Source organism: Rhizobium sp. UGM030330-04 (assembly GCF_003208455.1).
Taxonomy (GTDB): domain Bacteria; phylum Pseudomonadota; class Alphaproteobacteria; order Rhizobiales; family Rhizobiaceae; genus Agrobacterium; species Agrobacterium rhizogenes_A.
Genome location: NZ_QKML01000006.1, coordinates 97,938 through 121,707 on the forward strand (window position 1 = coordinate 97,938; position 23,770 = coordinate 121,707).

The following is a 23,770-nucleotide window of genomic DNA, read 5'->3' on the forward strand; positions in this document are numbered from 1 at the left end:
TCAGCCTCGCTCTTTTCGGCGTGCAAAGAGCCCGCCAAGTCTCGGTTGCATTGTAAGACAAGTGATCGCCGTTCCTGTGTGGAAGGGCGATGACATCAGGTTCAAACGGGGCTTGTGCTTGTCACGGTGCTGGTGCTGCCGGTTGAAAGCGATCTGCCACGGCCAGCCGGGGCGCCAGAACCACCTGCTTGTACCGTACCGCCATCCGCCAGGCCGCCTGTCCCCGAGCCACCGATGCTGTTTGCGCTGGCCGGTGTGGACCCTGCGCCGCCGATCGGCGATGCGGCGGCGGCCGCAGCTGCAGGAGCCGCCGGACCAGCCGCCGTTCCCTCGATGTTTTCGCTGAAGGCGATAAGAAGGTCGGAAGGTACGCCCGTGCCCTTGGTCTGCAGCTGAATGGCGGCTGCCAATATCGAATTGCCCCTCTGCATCGCCGTGGAATAGGCAAGCGCCAGACCTTCGCCGACAACTTCGGAGAAGTCCTTGTTCGCGACCTTTTGAGCGAGCGCGACGATGGCGGGCAGCTGGCTGGAATCACTCAGAACCAGTGCGGAAAGCTGTTCGGAAAATTGCGCCGCGCTGGTGGAAACGGCGATGACCGGAAAACCGTTCGTCACCTTCGCGGTGAGATCGGCGGCGGCCGCATCGGTGCTGGATGCGATGGTGATCAGATCGCCAACCGTTCCCTGCGTTGGCGACTGCTTGAACAGTTCCGCGGCGGAAAGCGTCACCATATCGGGATTGGTGCCGTGGACGCGAGCGAGAAATGCGGCGGTGGTTTCATCCGCAGCCTTCACGGGCGCACTTGCAGCTGCACTCTCTGCCGCTGGCGTCTGGGCCGGCGCTGTTTCAACATTCTGGGCATTGGCCGCTGCGGAAAAAAGAACCACACTGGTCATCAAGATTGCACCAGTGAGCGTCGAGCCATTACGAAGGCGGGACATCACAACTCTCCAAATTTTTAAAATACGAATTTAAGTACAATTGATGTCGAACATGGTTATCCAACATCTTAAAATTTTCTTTTAAATCGCACAGCCCAAGCAAAGGTTCAAGTGTTAAAATAGGCTGCGGATTTGAACTTCTCCCTATCCTTAACGGCCAGCGCCCGGATTTTTGCCCTGGCGTCAGGACGTCGCGACTTTTCGCCGGGGTGTTATCAGGCGATCACGAAGCCATGCGTTTGCAGGCATTTCGATAAAAATGTGAAATGCATGCGCTATGGCAACGGTGCTGGCGACGACGACGAGAAAGGCGAGACTGCTCCAGCCCTGCGGGAGCGTGAAGCCGCCCAAGACAGCCTTGAAGCCCAGAAAAATGAAGGGATGCAGCAGGTAGAGCGCGTAGGAGGAATCCCCGAGCGCCGCAAGCGGTTGCGCGAAACGAGGCAGGGCGATGCCCCGTGTCAGGGTGGCGGCGGCCATGAGAAGAATGGCGCCACCGCCAAAAACGAGCAGTCGGGGAAAGGAATAACAGCCCGGACCGCAAGGCGCCCCGAACATGTAGAGTTCCAGAAACGTCCAGACGGCGAGGCCGCAAAGAGCCATTCCAGCGCCGATCAGCGGGGAGATGCGCACGCCACGCAAAAAGAGAACAGCGAGCACCATTCCGGCAACGAATTCCAGAATGATCGGCTGAAGCCAGAAGCTGAACGGCAGGGGAAGATTGAAGACCGGGCCTGACAGGACGGCAACGAACAGCACACTTGCCGTCGCCAGAACGGCGCGTTCGAGCGGCAGAAAGATGAAAGCCGCGAAGACGGCATAAAAAAACATCTCGTAGTTCAGTGTCCAGCCGAGATCGACAATGGGAAACGGATAGGCGTCGCCATATCCCATGGCGTCATAGGGAATGAAAAGATAGGACGTCAGGATTGCCTGGAGTGGCGGAAATGCCTTTACGCCGAGAAAAGCGGCCCCGGCCAGCGCAATAACCCGCAGCGTCAGCACGAACCAGTAGAGAGGAACAATGCGCAGAAGCCGGCGCAAGAGAAACGCCGAGCGTCCGCCGCGGGCCGCAAAATACGGCCGGGAAGCATAAACGATGACGAAACCGGAAATGACAAAAAACAGGTCCACGCCGGCGCCGAGCCTCAGCGCATGAAGCGGGAAGAATGTGAATTCCCAGTTGATATTGGCGTGCAAGGCAACGACCATGGCTGCCGCCACGGCACGCATCACCTGAATAATATCGAGGCGTTGTGCCCTAACGCCGGGCTCATTCGTAATTTTTTGCATCGTTATCATCTATAAAAAAGAAATACACTATGTTTTCGTCCGATTTAGCGAAAATATATTGTCTGTTAAGAATAATATATCACAAATTATACTGTTGATATATGTAGATTTTCGAGGGCAAAATTTTCCGTTTCTTCATCAGAATATCTCCAGAACCGTGAGCTGGTCGCTGACGGAAAGCCGGTATTGGTCATCTTGCCGGGGGATCACCTGCTGGCTCACGGAACCGTCGTCACCGAAGCGGTGTGCAATGATGTTGGTATGAGGCCCGGTTACTGCAAAAGCTGCCAGCCGTTCGACTGGCGGATTTTCGATCCGCGCCGGCCATTGCCAGCCCCGGATACCAAGCCAAACCGGTACAAGCAGCGCGCCGTCCGGTCTTTTCAGCTGCAACGTCACCCGTTCGGAATCGCTCCCGGAAAAATCGAGGCGCCGTTCCGCCGGGCCGCCTGGCCGCGTTGCCTTGCAAAGCGAAAGAAGGGCGCGCACCGCCTCGAAAGCGGGGGTACGGCTCAGATCGTGGCGCAGCAGTCCAAAGGACGATTCCGGGTTCGTATTGTCCTGTGCGTAGCTCGAAACCATTTCGTAAATATAGGCCCGGCGGATGCCGCTGATGAAACACCACAAAAGCGCACGGGGCATGTAGCGCGCCTTGATGCCCTCGGTAACGGGGAAATGGAAGGTCTTCGGTTCCATCGAGGTATGATAGCCGATTTCCGTGGCAAGCACCGGCCGTCCGGCTGCTATATGCGTCGAGGCGGCGACGGATCTGGAAAGGGCCCCCGGTCCGGTCGTTTCGGGATGCTCCATTCCGGCATAGGGGTGAATATTGCCGTAGTCGCTGATGGCTTGCAGATCAGGCGCCAGCTCCCTGTTCGTCAGGACATAACTCGGTGCGGCAAGCGGGATGGCGCTCAGCTCGGGGGTCGAGCGGATCATCTCGTGCAGTGCCGTTTGATGCCGTGCAGAAATGCCCGGCGCATTGACGGGATCCTTCGTCAACGTCGGTTCATTGCTGCCTTCCAGGACAACGATGCCGTCGTCGCACCAGCTGTGGAAATCGGCGATCCTGTCGAGCGGAGTGGAGACATAGGGATTGAGGTCGTCATAACAGATGATGGTGAGGCGAAGGCCGGCTGCCACAATCCGGCGCAGGCGGCGAAAGGCGGGGCTGTCGCGGTTGTCTCTCGCGGTGATCAGCCCCTCATCGCGCAGATGGCGCACGCCCAGTGCCTCAAGTTCCGGCAGTATGCGTTCGAAGGCTTCGGGATAAATGCCCGTGGGGCGGGCGAAATGGCCGCACACGCCGACACTGTCCAGAAAGGTTTCGGTATCGGCGGAAAAAACGGACTGGGCTCGCCCGGATGCAGGATAAAGGCCGCCGGCGGCAGCCAATGCGAAAGGCGCGGCCGAAAGCAGGTTGCGGCGCGTCAGGCGGCCCATGGTGACCGGTCGTTTTCCGTTCATCTGCGTCTCCTGACAATCATGACGAAAGTGCGGGGCGCCGGCATGATCTGGAGGGAGCCGGTCAAATACCGGCGACGCCTCTCAATATCGAATGATCACAATGTCCCGGGAGCTTCGCGGCATTTCGCACGCCTTCAAATCAATGTTTCCGAAATAAAAATATAACGCAATGGTGCTGACCCGCGCCGGATAAACGACCGCATCGGTGAGGGTATTTCATATGTGTGGAAGCCTAACACGGGACCGGTTCTTTTCGCAACACGGAATGGCTTTTGTCGCGCCGCGAAAAAAATCACTTGAAATGCCATCAATTCCAGTGCTTTTTGAAAGCGGATTTTTGGTTATTCATATTTTCAAATGTTAGTTCCGCCCCGGCTTTTGTATTTTTTTGCAAATGCCTCACTTTCTCCCGGCAGTTCGGGAGAGCGGCATGGCCAGAGCGGAAGTCATAAATTTTCGATTAAGGAAAATAGAGCGTATCCGCATGCGAATTCTCCATTTGAGCAGTCTTTATCCGCCGCATATTGTCGGGGGATGTGAACGGTCGGTCGAGCATCTTGCCGAGGAACTCGTTTCCATGGGGCATACGGTCGGCGCCGCCTGCATTGAACGGCAGGCGGAGCAGAAGACGGTGCGCAATGGCGTCAGCGTTTACCGCATGTTCCACAATAATGACTTCTGGCTTGAGGACTGGCCGCAATATACGCCGCAGCAACGGCGCATGCAGAAGATCAGGCAGCAATGGAATTTCAACGTCGAGAAGCAGTTCGAAGCCGTTCTTGATGATTTCAGGCCGGATGTTCTCAACACCCATTCACTGCTGGACGTGACCACGCTGGTCTGGCGGGCGGCGCACAGGCGCGGCATTCCGATCGTCCATACGATCTGCGAATATGATCTCCTGTGCGGCAACGCCGCCATGTTCAAGGGCGGCAAGCCCTGTGAGCATATCCATCTCGGCTGTCAGGTGGTGAATTTCACCAAGAAGTTCACCCAGCGTTATATTGGTGCGGTCGCAAGCGTCGGAACGGAAATCCTCAGGACGCATGTCAATCACGGGCTCTTCCATCATATTCCGGAAAGCCTGCGCCGCGTCATCTTTTATTCCTGCACCGTTCCGGATGGCGATCCGGTCGCCCGCCGGCGGATAGACCGGAGCGGGCGGCCGCTGACCTTCGGTTATATCGGCCGCATCAATACGGAAAAGGGCGTTGGCAACATGGTCGACGCCTTCAGGCAAATCGGCCATGGCAACTGGCGCTGTCTGGTCGCCGGCCAGGCGATGGACGATTCCATCGAACGCTTCAAGGCACAGGCGGGCGATCTGCCGATCGAGTTCATCGGCTGGGCGAAGCCGAAGGAGTTTTTCGAGGAGATCGACGTTCTGATCGTGCCCTCTTTCTGGGCCGAACCTTCGCCACGTACGATCTATGAGGCCTATGCGATGGGTGTTCCGGTCATCGGCGCGGCCTCGGGCGGCATTCCCGAACTGATCGGCGAGACCAATTACGACTGGCTGTTCGAACCGGGCAACGCCACCGATCTCGCCGCCCGCATCCGCCGGGTGCTGACATTGTCGCGTGAGCAATTGCCGACGGAGGCCGATTTCGGAAACATCGTCGAGGAATCCACCTCCCGGCGGGTCGGCGAAAATTATGTGAAGCTCTACGAAGACGTGCTGGCGAAAGGCGCCCAGAACCGGACCTTACGTGCATCCTAGTCGCGAAATTAATCTGCTGTGGCAAGTTTTCTTCGAAGGGAAAAGCTTATGGTGGAAAGCCATATCGGACGGATGGCAGATACAAATTCAATAGGCTCCGCAGCCGTGAGAGGCGTGTTCTGGTCCATCATCCAGAACTGGGGAGGGAAACTTTTCACCTCCGTTCTCTTCATCGTTCTCGCCCGTTTCCTCAGCCCTACCGATTACGGCATGGTCGCCGCGGCCGGACTGGTCCTGATGCTGATCCAGATGCTGTCGGAATTCGGATTTGCGGATGCGATTGTCCAGAAGCGCAATCTGGAGCCGAGCGACATCAATCTGCCATTTTATGTTTCGGTGGCGGTTGCGACCCTTCTGGCCACTGCCGTTTGCGTGTTTTCGTCCGAGCTGGAAAGCTGGTTCGAGGTTGATGGGCTGGCGCCGATCATCGTGGCGATATGCATCCTGCTGCCGTTGAATACCGCGTCGCTTTTTCAGGAGGTGAATTATCGGCGCGCACTCGCCTTCAAGCCGCTGGCCATCAGAACCTTCATTTCGAATATCATCGGCGGTGGTGTGGCGATCGCTTTCGCCATCATGGGACTGGGTGTCTGGAGCCTTGTCGTTCAGACCTATGTTGCAACGATCGTCACGCTGATCTGGCTTTGGCGAAAACCCCACTGGCTTCCGGGCACCACACTGAGGCCCGGCAGCCTTGTTGAACTGCTTCGTTTTGGCTCCTCGGCGCTCGGCTTGCGCATCGTGGAATTCGGGTCGACGCGCCTGATCGACTTCATCATTCTGGGGCGTTATGGCGTGGCGGTCTTCGGGCTCTACACCGTTGGCAGCAGGCTCTATCAGCTTCTCATGCAATTGCTTCAGTCGGCCCTGTATGATGTCTCGCTGACGGTGCTTTCCCGCGTATCGCATGAGCGCGAGCGCATGGCGGAACTTTACAAGCAGTTGATCGTGATATCGGCCATCGTCTCCACCCCGGCCTTCGTGCTTTTTGCCGCTTTGGCGCCGGAGATTTGCCGCGTCCTGTTCGGGGCGCAATGGCAAGGGGCGGATGAGATCGCGCGGCCCCTGCTTCTTCTTGGCGCCCTGCAATGCGTGCAGTTTCAGAATGGTCCGTTCCTCTCCGCGCGCGGCCAGCCAAACAAGGTGTTGATCGCAGGTACCGTCAAGTCGGTTTCGACGATCCTGATGATCCTCTTGATACCGACAGACAGTATCAGTGAACTCGTGATCGTTTATGTTCTGGGGCAGCTTGCCTCCACACCCTTCACCTTCTTTTTTGTCTCGCGGGAACTCGATGTCCCGTTGCTGCGAATAATTTTTCTGCTTTTGCCGAGTTTCGCCAGCAGCGGTCTGGGCTTTTTTCTGGTTCAGTGGATGCGCCCTGAAGTCGCCAGCCTGGCCCTTGGCGATTTCATGTCCGGCCTCATGCTCGGTTCCGCCTTTGTCGTCATTTATTTTTCGCTCATGGCGCTGCTTGCGCGAAGGCAGGCCCGATCGGCTCTGCTTTTCGTCATGAGCAAGATGCGCTCACGGAAGGAAGCGAATGCGTAAGCTCGTCAAAAAAATACTCCCCGCGCCGCTTCATCGCGAATGGGTGAAGTTCAACGAACGCCGCAATGAAGAAGTCGCGATTCGCCGTTTTTTCGATGTGCTGCAAGAGCAGAAACGCCGGATCAAACCCTTGGCCGGTGGAGAGCACATCAACCGGATCTTGATCGTCGCCTGCGACCCCTTTTCGGTCTTCGGCTCCATCGGCGATGACGCCATGATCACGGCGACCGTGCAACAGGCCCGCGCGCGAAATCCCGCTGTCGAGATCGATGTCCTGCTTGAGGGCGCAGATGCTGCCGGTCTGGTTCGGCAGCGAGGTTTCAATCCCGTTGACCTCTTCGGAAACGCCGACTTCATCGGGGTACTTTGCAACCAGTTCGAGGCAAGGCGATATGATTGCGTCGTGGTGATCGGTGCTGACGTCATGGATGGATATTACCATCCATTGGTCAGTGCCAAACTTCTGGCGAGTGCCGATCTCGCCGCCGCGGCCGGCATAAAAAATGTCATCCTCGGCTTCAGTTTCAACGAGGCGCCGCATCCCTCTCTGTCGATGTTTTACAGCGCGCTTCATTCCGGCGTCTCGATCAATGTGCGCGATCCGGTTTCCCTCGGCCGCCTGAAATCCTTCGCGAAGACGAACGCGACGCTGGTTGCCGATTCAGCCTTCAGTCTCGCTGCGTCGGAGGCCGATGCGGATACCAGTTCCTGGATCGCGCGGAAGCGCGCCGAGGGATACAGGGTGATGGGTTTTAACCTGCATCCCATGCTGTTCAAGAATGCGGATCGCAGTCAGATCGAGACGATCATCCAGCGCGGGGCGGAGGCGCTGCGGTTTGTGGCCGACGCGCGACCGGTCTGCTGGCTGCTTATTCCGCATGACTATCGGGACGGGTTTGGTGACCAGTCCTGCCTTCGGGCCATTGCGGAGCTGCTGCCTCCCTCGCTCGACGATCGGGTGCGATATCTGGAGGGTGAGTGGTCGGCTCCCGTTCTCAAGGGGGTCGCGGGTCAGCTCGACGGCATTGTCAGCGGCAGAATGCATCTTGCTATAGCGGGGCTTGGCAAGGGCGTGCCGGTCATATGCATTGCTTACCAGGGCAAGTTCGAAGGGCTATATCAGCACTTTGCCCTGTCTTCCTCTGATCTGCTCTCTCCTTCCGCCTTCTATACGGATGAGGGGATCAGGACAGCACTGATGGAATTTGTCGATAATGCGGATGAACTTCGCGCGCAGGTGCAACGGAAACTGCCGGAAGTTCTTGGCCTGTCGAAGAGCAATTTTCAGATATTCGAGGCCTTTCCGGAGCGGAACCAGTCGATCTCATGAAAGTCGCTTTCGTCTCAGCCATTCCCGCCGTTCCCGCGACCGAAGGCAATCGCAGCCGTATATTGCAGCTGACGCGGGCTGTCCGAAGCCTTGGGCACGAGGTACATTTCGTCTATGCCGATACGCCGATTGCGACCGACTTCGATTCAGCCGTGCATGAGGCTGAATTCGGGACCGGATGCGTGCATTTCATTTCCCGGCAGAGGGGCAGTTTTAAATCTCGGCTCGTTCAGGATATGGCTCTTGAAGCTGGTTTCACCGCGTTTCGGGCCATTCGCAAGGTTCACCGGCTTCTCGGTCACGACAGCGGTTTCTATAATTACCTCGATGAGTTTTATTACCCGGAAATCGGCCGGGATGTGCGGGATATTCAGCGTCGGGAAGGGATCGACGCGGTCATTGTCGAATATGCCTTTCATTCAAGGGCCTTCCTGGGGTTGCCGGAAAATGTGCTGCGGATTCTCGATACCCATGATTCCTTCGCCGATCGCCATAAGGCGTTCGTGAAGACCGCCAACAAATATGGATACTGGTTCTCGGTGCCTCCGCGGGTGGAATGCAAAGCCTTCCGCCGGGCGGATGTGGTCGTCGCCATACAGGAGGAAGAGGAACAGGCATTCAGGCAGCGGCTGGGCGGGGAGTCACCTGCCGTCGCGACCGTCAGTCATATTCTCGATCTTCATGCGCGGGTGGAAGATTTCTCGCCGAGCGATTTTCTGTTTCTCGGTTCCGGTAATGACGCGAATATCATTTCCCTGAATGGGTTCCTGCAGAATGTCCTGCCGCTGGTGCGGGCGAGGCGTCCGGATGTTCATCTGGTTCTGGCAGGCAGCATCTGCGGCAAGATCGAGGACAGGGAAGGGGTTATCAAGCTCGGCCGCGTGGATGATCTGAAAGATGCCTTTTCGCGCGCGCCGCTGTCTATCAATCCCATCACGCTTGGCACCGGTATCAATATCAAACTGCTCGATGCTCTGGCTGCCGGTATTCCGACTGTCAGCAGCCGTACCGGCGTGCGGGGGCTTTCGGAGCGGTATCGCAACGGTGTCGTCGTTATCGAGGATGGGGATCACCAGGCCTTTGCCGAAGCCATCCTGCGCCTCACCTCCGGGAAGGGTCTGCGACAGGAACTGGGAAACAGGGCGTTTGAAGACGCTCTTGAATGGAACCGTCAGCAGATGATGGTTCTCGAGGGCATTCTGAATGGCAAATAGTCGAGCCCACCCGAGCTTGCCATGGCGTCGCGACCACTGTGTTTTTCGCAAGACGGGTTTGAAACCGTAAGCCTCCACGCTGCAATTTCACCCTGTGCCGGGCCGATCAGGTGCAACCTTGTGACTGTTTCAGCCGTCAGACAATCAGCTGCAAACCGGCATTGGAAAGCTTCAGGATTGTGAGTCTGCCCGTCGTGAAAGCCCCGGTGTCGATGCCGATCCGCTGCGGCCCGGTCTGTGGTTCCGTCACCGGTGTATGGCCATGGATGACAAGGAAATCCAGCCCTGCTCCCTGCGACAGGAACGGTTCCCTGATCCATAACATGTCTTCGTCGGTCTGCGCATCCAGCGAACGTCCCGGCCGCAAACCGGCGTGCACGAAGATATAGGGTCCGATGCGGGCATAGATCGGCAGGCTGGATAAAAGCTGGCGGTGGGCCTGCGGGATCGCACCGATCAGCGCATCCCGGAAAGGCTGCAGCCGCAGGCGGCCCTTATGCATGAAATAGTCGATATCGACGCCATAGGACAAAAGCGTCTGGCGGCCACCGAAATCCAGCCAGTGCATGTTGCCCTGCGGATTTTCGAGAAAGTCGCTGAACAGCTGCTCGTGATTGCCGCAAAGTGCGATACGGCGCAGCGGCGCCGGGGGCGGCTGCAGAAGATGCTCAAGGACACCGCAGGAATCCGGCCCGCGATCGACATAATCACCAACAAGAACGACCAGGGCGGGGGAAGGGTCGGGCGCCAGATCCGCCAGGATTTTCCGTTCCGCCTGCAAAAGCAGATCGAGGCAACCATGCACGTCGCCAATGGCATAGATCGGAAAGGAGGCGGGCTTGTCGCCAAGGTCCAACCTGCGGCGCCTCCGGTCGTCGCGGGGGGCTGGCTGTCTACGACCGCGAATCCAGTTGAGCACCTTGGGCATAGCTGCCGATACTGTCTCTCCGATACAAGGTCAAGGCCGTTGAATGCGGACACCGCATCGCCCTCCTGGGCAGGGACGACCGGACGGTCCGATATCCGCCAGCACTCCGGCAAGATGCGCTGTCAGCGGTGTCTTTTGTCGCTGACAGGGTCGCAATTGAGGGTAGAATATCCTCTTTCACATTCGAAAGATACGATGCCATAAATCGCGGATCGAACGGCCGTCCGGCGTTGCGAAAGGATGGGACGCGCGGTTCTGGCGGCAGACGTTCTAAAGCTTGAGCCAGACGCGCGGGTTTTCGTGCGACTGTATCTTGATCCATTTCAGATCGACAGCTTTCCACGGCTTGACGACATTGGTGCGGTTGTCCAGCACCAGATCACCCTGTGTCGTGCTGACAACCAGAACCGCATGGCCGATACCGTTCGGGGTGCGGGCTGTGGCGATGCGCAGCGCGCCCGATGGCCAGCCGGCCCGCAAAAGGCGCTGCCGCTTGGTCACCGCGTAGTCGTCGCAGTCACCGCTTGCCGGGTTCAGCTTCCACTCGTCCTCTCCGGCCGTTTCGCTGATATAGACGATTGCCGTATTGATTTCCGCATTGATGCGCTGGAGCTCCGTGCGCTTCTGTTTCGTCAGCTCGACCGTGTCGCGATCGCCGATCCGGACGCACTGGTCGGCGGCGTTGTCGCAGAATTTTGCGAAGGCGATGGGCGCGATGGTCGGACGGCTCGTTGTCATGAACTGGCCGGGCCGTGATATGGTCGGGTTCTTGGCAAGGCCCCCAAGCTGGACAGCCGGTGCCGTTGTCGCGATGCTTGCCGCCATGCCGACGGCGACTGCCAAAGTCTTGACCAGACGGCTTTTTTCCTTCGCCATGTCTCTGCCCCTGCACAGTTGTTTTCCCTGTGCCTGAACATAACGGCCCTTTGTTGCAGGCCGTTTAAGTCGATAGATTGCTTTTTAGTGAAATCGAATTTTGTTGCCGTCCGGCAAAGCCGGCATCATGGGGGCATGGCGTCAGTTACAGCGGGTTCTGCCCTCGGCGTCGACAAGGCATGTCTGCCGCGGCGCGGTGCTTCTGAATTCGCGCCGTGTATCGGATGAGGAGCGGCGGCTTGCCGGCGGACGATCATAATTGCGTTCGATTTCGAAATTGCGCCCGCCGATTGTGCCCTGCGCACCGCCGCGTCCGTCCGGCGTGACTTCGAAATTCTGATATTGCTGCGCATGGGCCGGCACGGCCAGACTTGTCGCAGCGGCAAGCAGACCCGTCACCAGACAAGCCCGCAGAGCTTTCGACAGATGCCTGTGCGAGACCATGCGCATTCCTCCCGCCGGGGGGCGATCAATGTGCGTTCCGATCGGGAGAAAATGCTCTCCCGTCAGCGCGGCTATCATATCATCGATGGCGTAACGAGCGTGAGTCCGTTTTCCCGACCGACCGTGCGCGAATCACCGGCAATGCCGCCGCCATGCGACGGCCGGTGGTTTGTCTTTCTCCCACGCGTCCGGAACATAAAAGGGCCTTTTTCCCGCCGAAAAATTAAGCTCTTATCCGCTGCATTTATAGGCTTCACAATCCTGTAACAACGGACCTAATATACAAGTGCAGATGCCGAATCGCTCAGGAGAAGCCCTTGACGATTGCAGTTTCACCACAGGCCCTGCCGGCGCTCGTTCTGAACGCAGACTATAGGCCACTGAGTTATTATCCCTTGTCGTTATGGTCCTGGCAGGACGCGATCAAGGCTGTCTTTCTAGACCGTGTGAACATCATCGCAGAGTATGATCACGCGGTGTCGTCCCCCAGCTTTTCCATGCGGCTGCCGAGCGTCGTCAGCCTCAAGACCTATGTGCAGCCCACCCGCAATCCCGCCTTTACCCGCTTCAACGTTTTCCTTCGGGACAAGTTCGAATGCCAGTATTGCGGCTCGCGGGACGATCTGACCTTCGACCACGTGGTTCCGCGCGCGCATGGCGGTGAAACCACATGGCACAATGTCGTGGCGGCGTGCTCGCCCTGCAACCTCAAAAAAGGCAGCAAGCTTCCCAGGCAGGCGGGCATGTTCCCGGCACAGAAGCCCTTCCAGCCGACGGTTCAGGATCTGCACAATAACGGACGGTTGTTCCCGCCCAACTATCTGCACGAAAGCTGGATGGATTATCTTTACTGGGACACCGAGCTGCAGCCCTGATCATTCAGGACTGCAACGTGGTTTTCCGCTTACCGGCTTTTACGGCTCGCGCCAAAAAAGGCGATGGCCGCAAGTGCAATGCTTGCGATGACGTTCCAGCCTGCGAAGGAAAGGCCAAGCACCCGAAGGGCGGCGTCATTGCAGGACGGTGCCTTGATGGCATTGAGATTGCCCAGGAGATCGCCGGCATTGGTGGTGATGGAAGGCGCGCCGGTGGCGCAGGTGATCGGACCTTCCCAGAACCCCCATTCCACGCCGGCGTGATAGACGCCGAGCCCGGCGCCGATCAGCATCGCAACGCCAATGAGGGCAAGAAGCAGCCGCGTGATCTGAACCGGCAGTTTGAAGATGCTGGTCGCAATGGCCAATATGCCCAGCGGAATGGCGTAATAATAGGGATCGCGCTGCAAAAGGCACAGGGCGCAGGGCGTGTAACCGCCAATATGCTGGAAACCGAGGGCGGAGCCGACGGTGAGGATCATTCCCGCCGTTACCGCAAGAGCGGCAAGCGTGCGGCTGTTATCGGCAGTGGTCGCATTGGCCATGTAGATTTCCCCAAACTTCGCGAAGAAGCAGATATCCCGAACGGGCTTTCAAAAAGGCGGGCGTGATGGCGAAATTAAGTCGCCGGTGTCAGTGGATGTTACGGGATTCGTCTAATCCAGTCCTTTGCATCTGGCAAATGAAAGCCTGGTAAGAAATGGAGGCGGATGCGCAAGCTTTCGTGAGCTTGCGCGCGGCCATGCCTGACATCAATGGCGCTCTGGAAAGCCTCGGATGACACGAGGAAGGTCGATGCGGTTTTGGAAATGGTACCCCAAGCCGGGATCGAACCAGCACTCCTTTCGGAACCGCATTTTGAGTGCGGCGCGTCTACCAATTCCGCCATTGGGGCAACGGTGGTAATGCCACGGCGTCTATCACGTGCAAGACCATGCGTGCAACCCCAAAAGCTCGAAATTTGGCTTGTGGGACGGCAATGTCTGCGCGCCTGACCGGGCGAAATCACCATGGCCGTTTGCTGGGACATCGGTGATCCCGCCGTGCTTAGCCGTGCGGTGAGGCGAGGGCGAGCCTGCTGTCATCTTCGGGCGTGGAGCCAGTCATCTCCCACCAGTCGCCGAGTGCATCGATCAGGGGGACGAGACTGTTGCCGGCAGGCGTCAGGTCATATTCCACCCGCAACGGGTAACCCTGAAACTCTGTCCGGTGAACGATGCCGGCGTCTTCCAGTTTGCGCAACTCCAGAGCAAGCATCTTGTGCGAGATGGCGGGATTGTCCCTGCGCAAATCGCTGAAGCGCTTTGTGCCATCCTTCAGATAATAGAGCAGGAGCGTCGGCCAGCGGCCACTCAGCACCTGCATGACCTCCTCGATCGGGCAGCGGGATACAAGGTCTTTCATTGGCGTCTCGTGGTTACAAAAAGGTTCGTAATTTACTTGGCGCCGTCTGGCGATAAGTTCAACCCGCTGCGCAGCATCCTTGAAAACTGAGAGTATGAACTATGGAACCGATTTTACTTTATGGCTTCCCGGCGGGAAGCTCGATGGGGCTTGTCGCAGCGCTCGAATGGCTTGGCAAACCATACAGGCTTTGCCGGGTGGATATGCTCGGCGAGATGCGGGAGCAATCTTACACCCGGATCAACCGGCGGGTCGAAACCCCGGTCCTCGTCACGGACAGGGGTGAGGTTTTGACCGAGACGATGGCGATCGCTGCCTGGCTGGAGGCGCGTGACACCGCCCGGCGCATCAGCTTCGATTCCCAGTCGCGTGAAGCCGACCTCATGCACCAGCTCATGGCGTTCATAAACACGGGCTTCACCGGCGCATTCGCCCCTTTGTGGGTTGCGCTGGAGATGGCTCCTCCGAACCCTCCGCTGCAATCGGCTCTTCGGGAGTTCGGCATGGCTGCGGTCATCAACCGGCACGACCGAGTTGAGGAAATGCTTGGCGACACACGGTTCGCGATCGGTGATCGACCGAGCCTTGCGGACGGAATTCTGGCCGGTGTCGCCCGGTGGCTGGATATTCATGATGTGGCTGACGCCAGCCGGTGGCCCAGGCTTGCCGCCCTGCGCAAGCGTCTCGAGGCTGACCCTGCCATTGTTTACGCGATGGCTCTGGAGCGTGGTGAACAGGCTCAAGGCAATGGCGCCTGCAAGGGCCACGTTGATCTCGCGACGGTTATCGATCGTTTCGGCGGCTAGGATGAGGAGGCGTGGGTGGCTCAGTCACCCGCGCCTGTCCCACAATGATACACTTTCGGTTGAACTATTTTGATAATTTTAGATATCTCTAATAAATTAGTGTGTACGCAATTGCTAATTGAAATTACAATGCGCGTGTGGGTCTCCACGCGGGGCGGGAAAAGCCAAAACTCATAGGGAGGAAATTATGAGGGCGCTTTCTCGCAATTTATTATTGTCTGCCTGCCTGATTCTGCCGATCAACGCACATGCGCTGGATATCGGGATCGGCGGCGAAAACGGGGTCAATGCCAGTGTGGGTGGTAATGGCAGCGGCGGCCTCGGTGTCGATGCCTCCGTTGGCGGCAGCAGTGGCGTTAATGCAAGTGCCGACGTTGGCGGTAGAAGCGGTGGCGGATTGGGTGCGGATGTCAACGCGTCCGTTGGTGGCAGCAATGGCGTCAATGCGGATGTCAACACATCCGTCGGCGGCTCAAGCGGCGTCAGCGCCGGCGTTAATGCCTCGGTTGGCGGTTCCAGCGGGATCAACGCCAATGTCGGGGCCAATGTGGGCGGTTCGAGCGGCGTAGGCCTTGGTGTCGGCGTCGGTATCGGCGGTTCGGGCTCGACCGGCACTCCTGGAAATCCGGGAGGCCCGGGAAGCCCGTCCAATCCCGGCAATCCGGGCACGATGTCGCCCGGGGCCATGCGCAACGCCATTCAGGCCTATAACGACATGTCGCGCACCGAGCAGATCAGGCTCGTCCGCCGTTGCGCCGATATTCTGAGCGGCGGATATGATGCGGCACTGACGCAATTGTGCAAGATGATCAGGACGGCTTCACGCTGACGCCGGACTGGCCATGACAGTCATCCGAAGGGCGTCCTGGCGTCCTTCGGATCAATTGCCCTTGCGTCCGAAGGACAGGATTTTCTGCCGCAGGCTGCGGGCGAGATTGCGGGTGTTGCGGTACATATCCACCTGCGTGGAAACCTGCCGCACGTCACGGTCGCTGTTCTGTGTCAGCCCGACGACCAACGTGCCCATTTCCTGCCGTTCCCGCCAGAAGCGGCTCATGATCGGGTGGTCGGGCACCGCACAGCTGTCGCTGCGCAGAATATTGGCGTCGTCGAGATGCCAGTCGGTCAGTTTCTGCACCAGCAACTTGCCGGGTGAAAACTGCGCATAGGTTTCGTCAAAGGCTGTTTTCCACGTATAGGCCTCGCCGGCCGTCATGAAGACGATCATGGATGCGATCGCGCTGCCGTTGAGATCGATGGTGTGGATACGTACGGCATCCGCCTCGGCCAGATTGGTGATCGCTTCGCGGGCGAAGGCGGCGCGGTAGCGGTCATTGACCAGCGCGGTGCGCTTGCGGCCTTTCCAGCCGCTGGCCTCCAGCGCCAGGAACTCCTCCATGCGGTAACGTATGTCCTTGGGCTGCCGGGTCACGGTGTAGGAGACCGGCCCGAGCTTTTCGAGCTGCCGCCACTGCCGGCGCATTTCGCGCAGATGATGCGGCGCAAGCGAACTGCGCAGATAGGCCTCGCCGTCCAGAAGGCTTTCCAGCATCGGCCGGTGATAATTGCCCGTGGTCGTCAGCGGCAGGTTGCGGCTGAGGGCTATGGCCCTGAACATGCGGGCAAAAGGCCCTTCCAGCCGCACATCCGGCAGCACAAGGACATTCGGCAGGCGCATGTCCCGATCGGAGAGCGCGTCGAAAAGATTGTCGAGTGTTTCGGCGGCACCCTCGGTATCGACCAGCGGTGTGCCGAGCGGACCGAAAGGATTGGCCCAGACGCGCAGAATGGAAGGCCCGATGGAAAAACCCGGTTTTTCGACGGTAAAGGGCATGAGAAAGCGCATGCGGCTTCTGGCGCCGTTTTCATCGCGGATGAGGGCGAAGCGCACGGATTTGTCGTCGATACGCGGCATGGCCGGCGCAAGCAGCCGGCCGGTGAAGAAGACGTTCGCCTCCATGACGCGGTTGGACAGGAAGTCCAGTTCCTCCTGCATGTCGTAACCCAGCTGACCGGGATAGACGCAGAATTCGCGGCCTTCGCGGCCCACGCGCCGGCTGCTGTCCGCAACGGGACGGTCACGCTCCGCAGACGCCATCAGCGCCGCGATGCGCGGGTCCTGAAAATCCGGATTCTTTGGATCGCTGGACATGCTTATCGTTACACCGCCTTCCCAGTGTCTTGACCCGCCCGGGGATCGTTGAAGGCAAAAAGGACGATCCCGAGTGTGCGGCGAATGGCAACATGCAATAACACAGCTTCTATGCACATGGCTATTGCGACCGCTGCCGCAGCCCCCGCCAGACCATAGACTGGAATGAGCGCCATGTTGAGTGCAATGTTGCAACCAAAGATGATAATATAAAGAGCGACGCACAATTTTTGTTTGCCGGCCATATTCAGCAGCGTTTCCCCCGGCCCGATCAGCGCTTTTGCGAGGAAGCCGGCAAAGAGGAAGAACATCAGCTCGTAACCCTGGACGAAGCCGGGGCCGAATAACGACAGCAGGAAAGGGCCGGCCAGAAGCACGACACTGCCGACCGCAAGCGACGGCCAGAAGGCCCAGCGCGCCGCCTGGCTGGCGAAACCGGCGAGCCCCTGCCTGTCATTGGCGGAAATCAGGGCGGCCAGACGCGGGGCCGCCGCCGCCTGCACGGAGAAAAACACGAATTGCATCAGCACGATGGTTTTTGCCGCTGCGAAATAAATGCCGACCTGATCCGGCGGCAGATAAAGACCGACGATCACCACGTCGGAATTGGTCATCAGAAAACCGATGCCGTCGATCAGGAAAACCGGAAAGGCGAATTTCATCCAGTGACCGAAATGGACCCGGCGGGCAACGCTGCGGAAATTGCGGTTAAGCCGCCGGTTGAGGAAGGCAAAGTGGAACAGCGTGGTGACATAGGTGGCGAGAAGGGCGGTGAGCATCGCCGTCGTCGCGGTTTTTTCGGCTCCCAGCAGGATCGCCACCAGCATGAACAGCAATATTAGCACCGGGCGGACGATATAGGTGGGGCTGAGGGCCGAGATCGCCCAGCCATTGGCACGTGCGGTGCCGTTCAGCACATCGCCAAGCGCGACCATTGGCAGGGTGAAAAGCGCAAGCGAGACGGGAATGAGGTAATAGGCGGCGATGCGCTCGCCAAAGAAATACAGGAAGACAAAACCGCACAGCGCCAGCGTGCTGGCGGACAGCATGGCGAAGATGCGCGCCGTCGAAGTCAGCCCCATGATCTTGTCATGAGCATCCTCAAGTCGGTAGCCGGGCAAGAAACGGATGACGGTGGTATGGAAACCGAGACAGGACAGGTTACCGAACAGGATCACCAGAACCCAGACGAAGGCGAAGAGACCGTATTCGAATTCACCCATCAGGCGGGCGAGGATGATCTGAGAGATAAAGGCGATGCCGGCGCTGACGATGCGCACCGCAAAGGCGACCAGCGCCATGCGCTGTGCGCGGGAAACATCGTCCCTTGCCGAGACGAGGACGGCGATTTTCGCTCCCAGCGGCGAAAGCTTCGCGCGCAGGCCTGCGGGTAAGGCTTTTTCCGCCGTGTTGAGGATAGCCATGATCCACACGCCATCATTTCCAATTGAGTAGGCGAGCCGATTGTAAGCGCTTTATCCTTAACGAAGGGTTTGGGAGGCGGCGGGGCCTGTCCCGATGCCGTTTGCCGCCCGCGGTTTGCGAATGCCGTTGAAAAGAAAAAGCGCAAGCGGACTGCGGCGTATCGCCTGGTGCAGCAGGTAGGCCGTAAAGGTGGTCATGGCGACGATGATGGCGAACTCGAGGATGGGCGGCAGCGAGACGAGGATGAAAAGCGTGCCGAAGGCGTAGATCAGCGGGTGATGAAGCAGGTAGATGGTGAAGGAGGCATCCGTCATGCGTCCGGCCAGCCGGCTCGGCCTGTCGAAATAGCGGCAGGCGATGTCGATCAAAAGGCGGCTCGCCGCCACGGCCGCAATCGCCGAAACCAGCACCAGCATGGCCGAATTGGTGAAGGGATTTTGCAGCCGCAGCGTCACCGCCGTTGCGATAGCACCGAATGCGATGACACCGGTGAAAGGGCCCGTCTGGCGAAAACGGTGAAACAGGGCACGGTCGCGGTTCAGCATTGCCCCGATGAGAAAGAACGGCAGGTAACGCGCATAGGGATCGGAGGCGCGTTCATAAAGGAGGAAAACGCCGTTTCCGGTTTTTCCCGCAAGCAGGCCGGAAGCATAAACCGCCAGTTCCCACAAAACGGGCAGGACGCACAGTGCGGCGAAAAACAGGGCCGGACGGCGTGCCAGCTGCCTGCCGAACCAATCTCTTGCAGATATAAATGGCGGGCGTTCGGCGATAAACAGCAAACCCGCCAACAGCACCGAATAGGCGATGAGGGCCGGCAGGAACCACAGATGCATGATCCATTGCTCGCTGGGGCGCAGCAGGTCCGGCAGGTTTTGCGTGAGCTGGGCGGCGGGGATGTCGCCTTTGGCGATGCCGGCCAGCTGCAGCAGGAAAAGTTGCAGCGGCCCGAGTATCAGCACGGCTATGACGAAGGGCAGGCCGAGGCGCACGAACCGCTGCCTGAGCCACGGCGCTTTGCCCTTCTTGCCGATGACCATGCCGGAAAAATAACCGGCCACCAGAAAGAATGCCGGCATGCGGAAGGTCGCGAGTGCCGCGCCAAGTACCGTCAGGATCGGGCTGGTTTCAAAATCCTTGATATCCCACGGCAGGGCGTGGCTGTAGAGCAGGGAGGCGTGATAGGGAATGCCGAGCAGCATGAGAAGAGCCCGCAACGGGTCCCAATAATGCTCGTAATCTGATTTTCCCTGCTGCATTTCCCCCTCGCGTCGCAAACGCGATCACGCGTGATCTGCGATAGCCGCCACGACTATTAGTGGAAAGTGCTAATAAACCCTTCATGCGCCGGATGGCGTGGGCGGCGCTTTTTTCTTCGGCAGAAGATCGAGCACTAGCGTGCAGCCGAAAATGATGACGCCGGCGCCAAAAAGCTGGGGAAGCGACAGAGGTTCGTCCAGCACAAGTGCGCCGACAAGCACAGCCACGACGGTGACGGCGAATTCCACGCTGATCGTCTTCGTCGCGCCGATGGTGGAAACCAGCCGGAAATAGGTGATGTAGGTGAGGCCGCTCATGACCACCGCCTGTATCAGAAGATATCCGTAGTCGATGAGGGCGGGCGTTCCCGGCAGGGGTACGGCGAGAAGAAGCGGCAGGGTCATCAGGCCGCCGGTCAGAAAGGAAGCGATGGTGATTTCCCAGGACCCGACGCCTTTGAGGTAGCGGCTGGCATAGTTGCTGCCATAGGCCGCACAGATGCAGGCGGCGACACAGGCGGCGCAACCGATGATGAAGTCGGGTGTGACGGGAACGGCCGGGAAGCCGACGAGGAGGACGATGCCGCCGAAGCCGATGACGAGGCCGGCAATTCCCTGCCGGGTCAGCCGCTCGAGCCCCCATATCTGCGAGATGAGCATGGAAAAAAGCGGGATCGTCGCCACCAGAATGGCGGCCATGGCGGTGCCGACCAGCGGTGTTCCGTAGGAAAGGCCGATCAGCTGACCGGCGACGGTTGTTGCGCCGACGACCGCGAAACTGCGCCAGCGCGCGGAAAATGCAAGCTTGCGGCGTGCGGCCCGCGCGATGAGAAAGAGGGTGACGGCGGTGACGAGCGACCGAAGCGTGACTGCGCCGATCCAGCCGAAGGCGGCGACGACGTGCAGAAGCAGCAGGAAAGACATCCCCCACGCGAGCGCGAGAAAAATATAGGCAGCGAGATCGCGAGGAGCCATGAAAGCATTTCCAGTAAAAGGGCGCAGGGTTTCACGTCCGGAAATGCGCAGAACAAAATCGCGAGCGCGTCCGACGCTTCCATCTGAACCGGATGCGCTCATCTGAGCATCTTCCGGAAGATGATCAGGCTCCCATATGGAAAGTGCGGATACCCGTCAACAGCAATGAGCGACGGCAAAGAAAATCGCCCGCAACACGGGGTTGCGGGCGATTATTATCGGAAGCGGGTCTGGGTTTACGCCTGTTCGTAAACGCCGTGGCAGTGCTTGTATTTCTTGCCGGAGCCACAGGGGCACATTTCGTTGCGCCCGATACGGCCCCAGGTGGCGGGGTTGTTCGGATCGCGCTCCTCGGCGGGCACGAAAGCGGCCGGAATGCCCTGTGACATCTCGTCTTCGCCGGTGACGGGATCGAGATGATGGGCGGTCATTTCCGGCAGTTCGGGCTGCTGCGGTTCCTGCTGCACCAGTTCCACGCGCATCAGCTGGGCGGTGACTGCCTCGCGCAGATTGGCGAGCAGCGCCTGGAACAGCTCGAAGGCTTCCGCCTTGTATTCCTGCAGCGGATCGCGCTGGGCGTAACCACGGAAACCGACGACGGAACGAAGGTGATCGAGATTGACGATATGTTCGCGCCACAGATGGTCGATCGTCTGGAGAATGACCGAGCGTTCCACATAGGTCATGATCTCGGGGCCGAAACGCTCCGCGCGCTCGGCGGCATATTTGTCGGCGGCTTCGGTGACGCGCTGAAGAATGTCGTCCTCGGCGATGCCTTCTTCCTTTGCCCATTCCTCCACCGGCAGGTCGAGGTTCAGGAATTGGGCGATACCCGCCTTCAGGCCGGCAAGATCCCACTGTTCGGCATAGGCATTTTCCGGAACATGCTTGGTGACGAGCGTTTCGATGACTTCATTGCGCATGTCGGCTGCGGTTTCGCCGATATTGTCGGCTTCCATCAGCTCGAGGCGCTGATCGAAGATCACCTTGCGCTGGTCGTTCAGCACGTCGTCATATTTCAGAAGGTTCTTACGGGTTTCGAAGTTGCGGGCTTCGACCTTCTTCTGGGCACGTTCCAGCGCCTTGTTGATCCACGGATGGACGATGGCTTCGCCTTCCTTCAGGCCGAGCTTCTGCAGCATCGAGTCCATGCGCTCGGAACCGAAGATGCGCATCAGGTCATCCTGAAGCGACAGGTAGAATTTCGAGCGGCCGGGGTCACCCTGACGGCCGGAACGACCGCGCAGCTGGTTGTCGATACGGCGGCTTTCGTGGCGCTCGGTGGCGATGACGTAAAGACCGCCGGCGGCGAGCGCCTTTTCCTTCAGCACCTTGATTTCGGCGCGAATGGCTTCTTCCTTCGCGTCGCGTTCGGCACCCGGCTCCATGCCTTCCAGCTCGCGCTCGAGACGCATGTCGACGTTGCCGCCGAGCTGGATGTCGGTACCGCGGCCGGCCATGTTGGTGGCGATGGTAACGGCGCCGGGAACACCGGCCTGCGAAACGATATAGGCTTCCTGCTCGTGGTAACGGGCGTTCAGAACCTGGAAGTCGGTAAAGCCGGACTGGCGCAGCATATTCGCCAGAAGCTCGGATTTTTCGATCGATGTCGTGCCGACCAGAACCGGCTGGCCACGCTCATGCGCCGCCTTGATCTCGGTGATGATCGCCAGGAATTTCTCTTCGCCGGTGCGATAGACCTCGTCGTCCTCGTCGATACGCTGGATCGGCAGGTTGGTCGGCACTTCGATGACGTCGAGGCCATAGATATTGCCGAATTCTTCCGCTTCCGTCGCAGCCGTACCGGTCATGCCGGCGAGCTTCGTATACATGCGGAAGTAGTTCTGGAAGGTGACGGAGGAAAGCGTCTGGTTTTCCGGCTGGATCTGCACCTTTTCCTTGGCTTCCAGAGCCTGGTGCTGGCCTTCGGAGTAACGGCGGCCCGGCATCATGCGGCCGGTGAATTCGTCGATGATGACGATTTCGTCGTTGCGGACGATGTAGTCCTTGTCGCGGGTGAAGAGCTTGTGGGCCTTCAGCGCATTGTTGATGTGATGGACGATGGCGACGTTTTCGACGTCATAAAGCGATTCGCCCTTCAAGAGGCCCGCCTGCCGCAGCAGGTTCTCGAGCTTCTCGGTGCCGTCTTCGGAGAAGTTGGCCGAACGCTGCTTTTCATCGATTTCGTAATCTTCCGGCGTCAGCAGCGGAATGAAGGCATCGATGGTGTTGTAGAGGTCGGAACGGTCGTCCAGCGGGCCGGAAATGATGAGCGGCGTGCGTGCCTCGTCGACCAGGATCGAGTCGACTTCGTCGACGATCGCGTAGTTGTGGCCACGCTGCACCATCTGGGCGCGGTCGTATTTCATGTTGTCGCGCAGATAATCGAAGCCGAGTTCGTTATTTGTCGCGTAGGTAATGTCGCAGGCATAGGCCTCGCGGCGCTGGTCGTCGTCCAGCCCGTGGACGATGACGCCGGTCGTCAGGCCGAGGAAGCCATAGAGCCTGCTCATCGTGGCCGCGTCGCGCTTGGCGAGATAGTCGTTGACGGTAACGACGTGCACGCCCTTGCCGGCCAGCGCGTTGAGGTAGACCGCAAGGGTCGCCACCAGCGTCTTGCCTTCACCGGTCTTCATTTCGGCGATGGCGCCGCCATGCAGAATCATACCGCCGGTCAGCTGCACGTCGAAGGGGCGCATGTGCAGAACGCGGCGCGAGGCTTCGCGGGCGACGGCGAAAGCCGGGATCAGCAGGTCGTCCAGCGTCTTGCCATCGGCAAGCTGCTGGCGGAATTCCGCCGTCTTGGCCGCCAGCGCTTCGTTGGAAAGTGCCTTGGTGGCCTCTTCCAGCGCATTGATGGCTGCGATCTTGCTTTTATAGGAGCGGACGCGGCGATCATTTGCCGAACCGAACAACTTGCGGGCTATTCCGCCGAGACTGACCATCTTACTGGCCCTTTCTGAAATTCCGTTTTCGCGGGCGCTTTTCTCCGTCATGCCGATTTCAGCAACAAATGACGGACTTCGCCCTTCAACGTATCTGGACGCGAGGTTGCGTGACAGATAAGAGGGGGGGCAAATGATGTCAACGGTTCTGCCCGTTACAGA

The 23,770-nt window shown here is 58.9% G+C and carries 20 protein-coding genes and 1 tRNA gene; 7 read left to right on the forward strand and 14 right to left on the reverse strand.

Translation table 11 applies throughout. The features are described from left to right. Nucleotides 1-101: 101 nt before the first annotated feature. The 3 genes from N434_RS11030 to N434_RS11040 form a co-directional block, all read right to left on the reverse strand. On the reverse strand, nucleotides 102-944 hold the full coding sequence (locus tag N434_RS11030) for a hypothetical protein (protein WP_110757753.1): 843 nt from the start codon (nucleotides 942-944) through the stop codon (nucleotides 102-104). Between the two features lie 183 nt (nucleotides 945-1,127). Beyond that, nucleotides 1,128-2,246, reverse strand: a complete 1,119-nt coding sequence (locus tag N434_RS11035; protein ID WP_110757755.1) for an acyltransferase family protein — start codon at nucleotides 2,244-2,246, stop codon at nucleotides 1,128-1,130. 129 nt (nucleotides 2,247-2,375) lie between these two features. After that, nucleotides 2,376-3,704 carry a hypothetical protein gene (locus N434_RS11040; RefSeq protein WP_110757757.1) on the reverse strand — a complete coding sequence of 443 codons (1,329 nt, stop codon included), beginning with the start codon at nucleotides 3,702-3,704 and terminating at the stop codon, nucleotides 2,376-2,378. A gap of 484 nt (nucleotides 3,705-4,188) precedes the next feature. On the opposite strand from N434_RS11040, the gene N434_RS11045 reads away from it, so the two are divergent. From N434_RS11045 to N434_RS11060, 4 genes are all read left to right on the forward strand, one after another. Further along, entirely contained in the window at nucleotides 4,189-5,424 is a 1,236-nt protein-coding gene (locus N434_RS11045) for a glycosyltransferase family 4 protein (RefSeq protein WP_110757759.1), read from the forward strand. A gap of 72 nt (nucleotides 5,425-5,496) precedes the next feature. Continuing rightward, nucleotides 5,497-6,975, forward strand: a complete 1,479-nt coding sequence (locus N434_RS11050; protein ID WP_110757988.1) for a lipopolysaccharide biosynthesis protein — start codon at nucleotides 5,497-5,499, stop codon at nucleotides 6,973-6,975. Continuing rightward, nucleotides 6,968-8,305: a polysaccharide pyruvyl transferase family protein gene (locus N434_RS11055; protein ID WP_110757761.1), complete on the forward strand. Its 1,338-nt coding sequence runs from the start codon at nucleotides 6,968-6,970 to the stop codon at nucleotides 8,303-8,305. The genes N434_RS11050 and N434_RS11055 overlap by 8 nt, the downstream gene beginning before the upstream one ends. After that, nucleotides 8,302-9,519, forward strand: a complete 1,218-nt coding sequence (locus tag N434_RS11060; RefSeq protein ID WP_110757763.1) for a glycosyltransferase family 4 protein — start codon at nucleotides 8,302-8,304, stop codon at nucleotides 9,517-9,519. Before N434_RS11055 ends, N434_RS11060 begins: the two co-directional genes overlap by 4 nt. A gap of 136 nt (nucleotides 9,520-9,655) precedes the next feature. Here the strand turns inward: N434_RS11060 and N434_RS11065 are convergent, their stop codons facing one another. The 3 genes from N434_RS11065 to N434_RS11075 form a co-directional block, all read right to left on the reverse strand. Next, the gene (locus N434_RS11065) at nucleotides 9,656-10,447 is read right to left on the reverse strand and encodes a metallophosphoesterase family protein (RefSeq protein WP_110757765.1); all 792 of its coding nucleotides are present in this window, start codon (nucleotides 10,445-10,447) and stop codon (nucleotides 9,656-9,658) included. A 270-nt stretch (nucleotides 10,448-10,717) separates the two neighbouring features. Further along, entirely contained in the window at nucleotides 10,718-11,323 is a 606-nt protein-coding gene (locus tag N434_RS11070; protein WP_110757766.1) for a transglutaminase-like cysteine peptidase, read from the reverse strand. A gap of 141 nt (nucleotides 11,324-11,464) precedes the next feature. After that, nucleotides 11,465-11,767 carry a hypothetical protein gene (locus N434_RS11075; RefSeq protein ID WP_110757990.1) on the reverse strand — a complete coding sequence of 101 codons (303 nt, stop codon included), beginning with the start codon at nucleotides 11,765-11,767 and terminating at the stop codon, nucleotides 11,465-11,467. Nucleotides 11,768-12,084: 317 nt separating this feature from the next. Between N434_RS11075 and N434_RS11080 the strand changes: the two genes are divergently transcribed. Further along, the gene (locus tag N434_RS11080; RefSeq protein WP_065118041.1) at nucleotides 12,085-12,642 is read left to right on the forward strand and encodes an HNH endonuclease; all 558 of its coding nucleotides are present in this window, start codon (nucleotides 12,085-12,087) and stop codon (nucleotides 12,640-12,642) included. 29 nt (nucleotides 12,643-12,671) lie between these two features. Here N434_RS11080 and N434_RS11085 read toward each other — a convergent pair whose 3' ends face one another. The 3 genes from N434_RS11085 to N434_RS11095 form a co-directional block, all read right to left on the reverse strand. Further along, entirely contained in the window at nucleotides 12,672-13,187 is a 516-nt protein-coding gene (locus tag N434_RS11085; RefSeq protein WP_065118042.1) for a disulfide bond formation protein B, read from the reverse strand. A gap of 265 nt (nucleotides 13,188-13,452) precedes the next feature. Then, nucleotides 13,453-13,537: transfer RNA gene (locus tag N434_RS11090), tRNA-Leu, on the reverse strand. Nucleotides 13,538-13,689: 152 nt separating this feature from the next. After that, the gene (locus tag N434_RS11095) at nucleotides 13,690-14,046 is read right to left on the reverse strand and encodes a winged helix-turn-helix transcriptional regulator (RefSeq protein WP_110757768.1); all 357 of its coding nucleotides are present in this window, start codon (nucleotides 14,044-14,046) and stop codon (nucleotides 13,690-13,692) included. A gap of 101 nt (nucleotides 14,047-14,147) precedes the next feature. Here N434_RS11095 and N434_RS11100 point away from each other — a divergent pair, with 101 nt between their 5' ends. Beyond that, complete coding sequence (locus tag N434_RS11100; RefSeq protein WP_110757770.1) at nucleotides 14,148-14,852, forward strand: glutathione S-transferase family protein; 705 nt, start codon at nucleotides 14,148-14,150, stop codon at nucleotides 14,850-14,852. 187 nt (nucleotides 14,853-15,039) lie between these two features. After that, a complete protein-coding gene (uppQ, locus tag N434_RS11105; protein WP_065118045.1) occupies nucleotides 15,040-15,681 on the forward strand; it encodes a polysaccharide biosynthesis GNAT family N-acetyltransferase UppQ in 642 nt (213 codons plus the stop codon). Between the two features lie 51 nt (nucleotides 15,682-15,732). On the opposite strand, the gene N434_RS11110 is transcribed toward uppQ, so the two are convergent. The 5 genes from N434_RS11110 to secA all read right to left on the reverse strand — a co-directional run bounded on the left by N434_RS11110 (nucleotide 15,733) and on the right by secA (nucleotide 23,608). Continuing rightward, complete coding sequence (locus N434_RS11110; RefSeq protein WP_065118046.1) at nucleotides 15,733-17,004, reverse strand: GNAT family N-acetyltransferase; 1,272 nt, start codon at nucleotides 17,002-17,004, stop codon at nucleotides 15,733-15,735. An 8-nt stretch (nucleotides 17,005-17,012) separates the two neighbouring features. Continuing rightward, nucleotides 17,013-18,428 (reverse strand): Wzx-type polysaccharide biosynthesis protein UppV, encoded by a 1,416-nt coding sequence (gene uppV / locus N434_RS11115; RefSeq protein ID WP_065118047.1) that lies wholly within the window; start codon nucleotides 18,426-18,428, stop codon nucleotides 17,013-17,015. Nucleotides 18,429-18,485: 57 nt separating this feature from the next. Next, a complete protein-coding gene (locus N434_RS11120) occupies nucleotides 18,486-19,688 on the reverse strand; it encodes an acyltransferase family protein (protein ID WP_077767973.1) in 1,203 nt (400 codons plus the stop codon). Between the two features lie 81 nt (nucleotides 19,689-19,769). Next, nucleotides 19,770-20,663 carry a DMT family transporter gene (locus N434_RS11125; RefSeq protein ID WP_065118127.1) on the reverse strand — a complete coding sequence of 298 codons (894 nt, stop codon included), beginning with the start codon at nucleotides 20,661-20,663 and terminating at the stop codon, nucleotides 19,770-19,772. A gap of 236 nt (nucleotides 20,664-20,899) precedes the next feature. Further along, nucleotides 20,900-23,608, reverse strand: a complete 2,709-nt coding sequence (secA, locus tag N434_RS11130) for a preprotein translocase subunit SecA (RefSeq protein WP_065118128.1) — start codon at nucleotides 23,606-23,608, stop codon at nucleotides 20,900-20,902. Nucleotides 23,609-23,770 lie beyond the last annotated feature (162 nt).

What these genes read in the sequence shown, in the direction of transcription:
- N434_RS11035 (WP_110757755.1), bottom strand. Translation starts at nt 2,246, where the DNA reads ATGATAACGATGCAAAAAATTACGAATGAGCCCGGCGTTAGGGCACAA.
- N434_RS11120 (WP_077767973.1), bottom strand. Translation starts at nt 19,688, where the DNA reads ATGCAGCAGGGAAAATCAGATTACGAGCATTATTGGGACCCGTTGCGG.
- secA (WP_065118128.1), bottom strand. Translation starts at nt 23,608, where the DNA reads ATGGTCAGTCTCGGCGGAATAGCCCGCAAGTTGTTCGGTTCGGCAAAT.
- N434_RS11085 (WP_065118042.1), bottom strand. Translation starts at nt 13,187, where the DNA reads ATGGCCAATGCGACCACTGCCGATAACAGCCGCACGCTTGCCGCTCTT.
- N434_RS11110 (WP_065118046.1), bottom strand. Translation starts at nt 17,004, where the DNA reads ATGTCCAGCGATCCAAAGAATCCGGATTTTCAGGACCCGCGCATCGCG.
- uppV (WP_065118047.1), bottom strand. Translation starts at nt 18,428, where the DNA reads ATGGCTATCCTCAACACGGCGGAAAAAGCCTTACCCGCAGGCCTGCGC.
- N434_RS11045 (WP_110757759.1), top strand. Translation starts at nt 4,189, where the DNA reads ATGCGAATTCTCCATTTGAGCAGTCTTTATCCGCCGCATATTGTCGGG.
- N434_RS11070 (WP_110757766.1), bottom strand. Translation starts at nt 11,323, where the DNA reads ATGGCGAAGGAAAAAAGCCGTCTGGTCAAGACTTTGGCAGTCGCCGTC.
- N434_RS11125 (WP_065118127.1), bottom strand. Translation starts at nt 20,663, where the DNA reads ATGGCTCCTCGCGATCTCGCTGCCTATATTTTTCTCGCGCTCGCGTGG.
- N434_RS11060 (WP_110757763.1), top strand. Translation starts at nt 8,302, where the DNA reads ATGAAAGTCGCTTTCGTCTCAGCCATTCCCGCCGTTCCCGCGACCGAA.
- N434_RS11030 (WP_110757753.1), bottom strand. Translation starts at nt 944, where the DNA reads ATGTCCCGCCTTCGTAATGGCTCGACGCTCACTGGTGCAATCTTGATG.
- N434_RS11040 (WP_110757757.1), bottom strand. Translation starts at nt 3,704, where the DNA reads ATGAACGGAAAACGACCGGTCACCATGGGCCGCCTGACGCGCCGCAAC.
- N434_RS11050 (WP_110757988.1), top strand. Translation starts at nt 5,497, where the DNA reads ATGGCAGATACAAATTCAATAGGCTCCGCAGCCGTGAGAGGCGTGTTC.
- N434_RS11055 (WP_110757761.1), top strand. Translation starts at nt 6,968, where the DNA reads ATGCGTAAGCTCGTCAAAAAAATACTCCCCGCGCCGCTTCATCGCGAA.
- N434_RS11075 (WP_110757990.1), bottom strand. Translation starts at nt 11,767, where the DNA reads ATGGTCTCGCACAGGCATCTGTCGAAAGCTCTGCGGGCTTGTCTGGTG.
- N434_RS11095 (WP_110757768.1), bottom strand. Translation starts at nt 14,046, where the DNA reads ATGAAAGACCTTGTATCCCGCTGCCCGATCGAGGAGGTCATGCAGGTG.
- uppQ (WP_065118045.1), top strand. Translation starts at nt 15,040, where the DNA reads ATGAGGGCGCTTTCTCGCAATTTATTATTGTCTGCCTGCCTGATTCTG.
- N434_RS11100 (WP_110757770.1), top strand. Translation starts at nt 14,148, where the DNA reads ATGGAACCGATTTTACTTTATGGCTTCCCGGCGGGAAGCTCGATGGGG.
- N434_RS11065 (WP_110757765.1), bottom strand. Translation starts at nt 10,447, where the DNA reads ATGCCCAAGGTGCTCAACTGGATTCGCGGTCGTAGACAGCCAGCCCCC.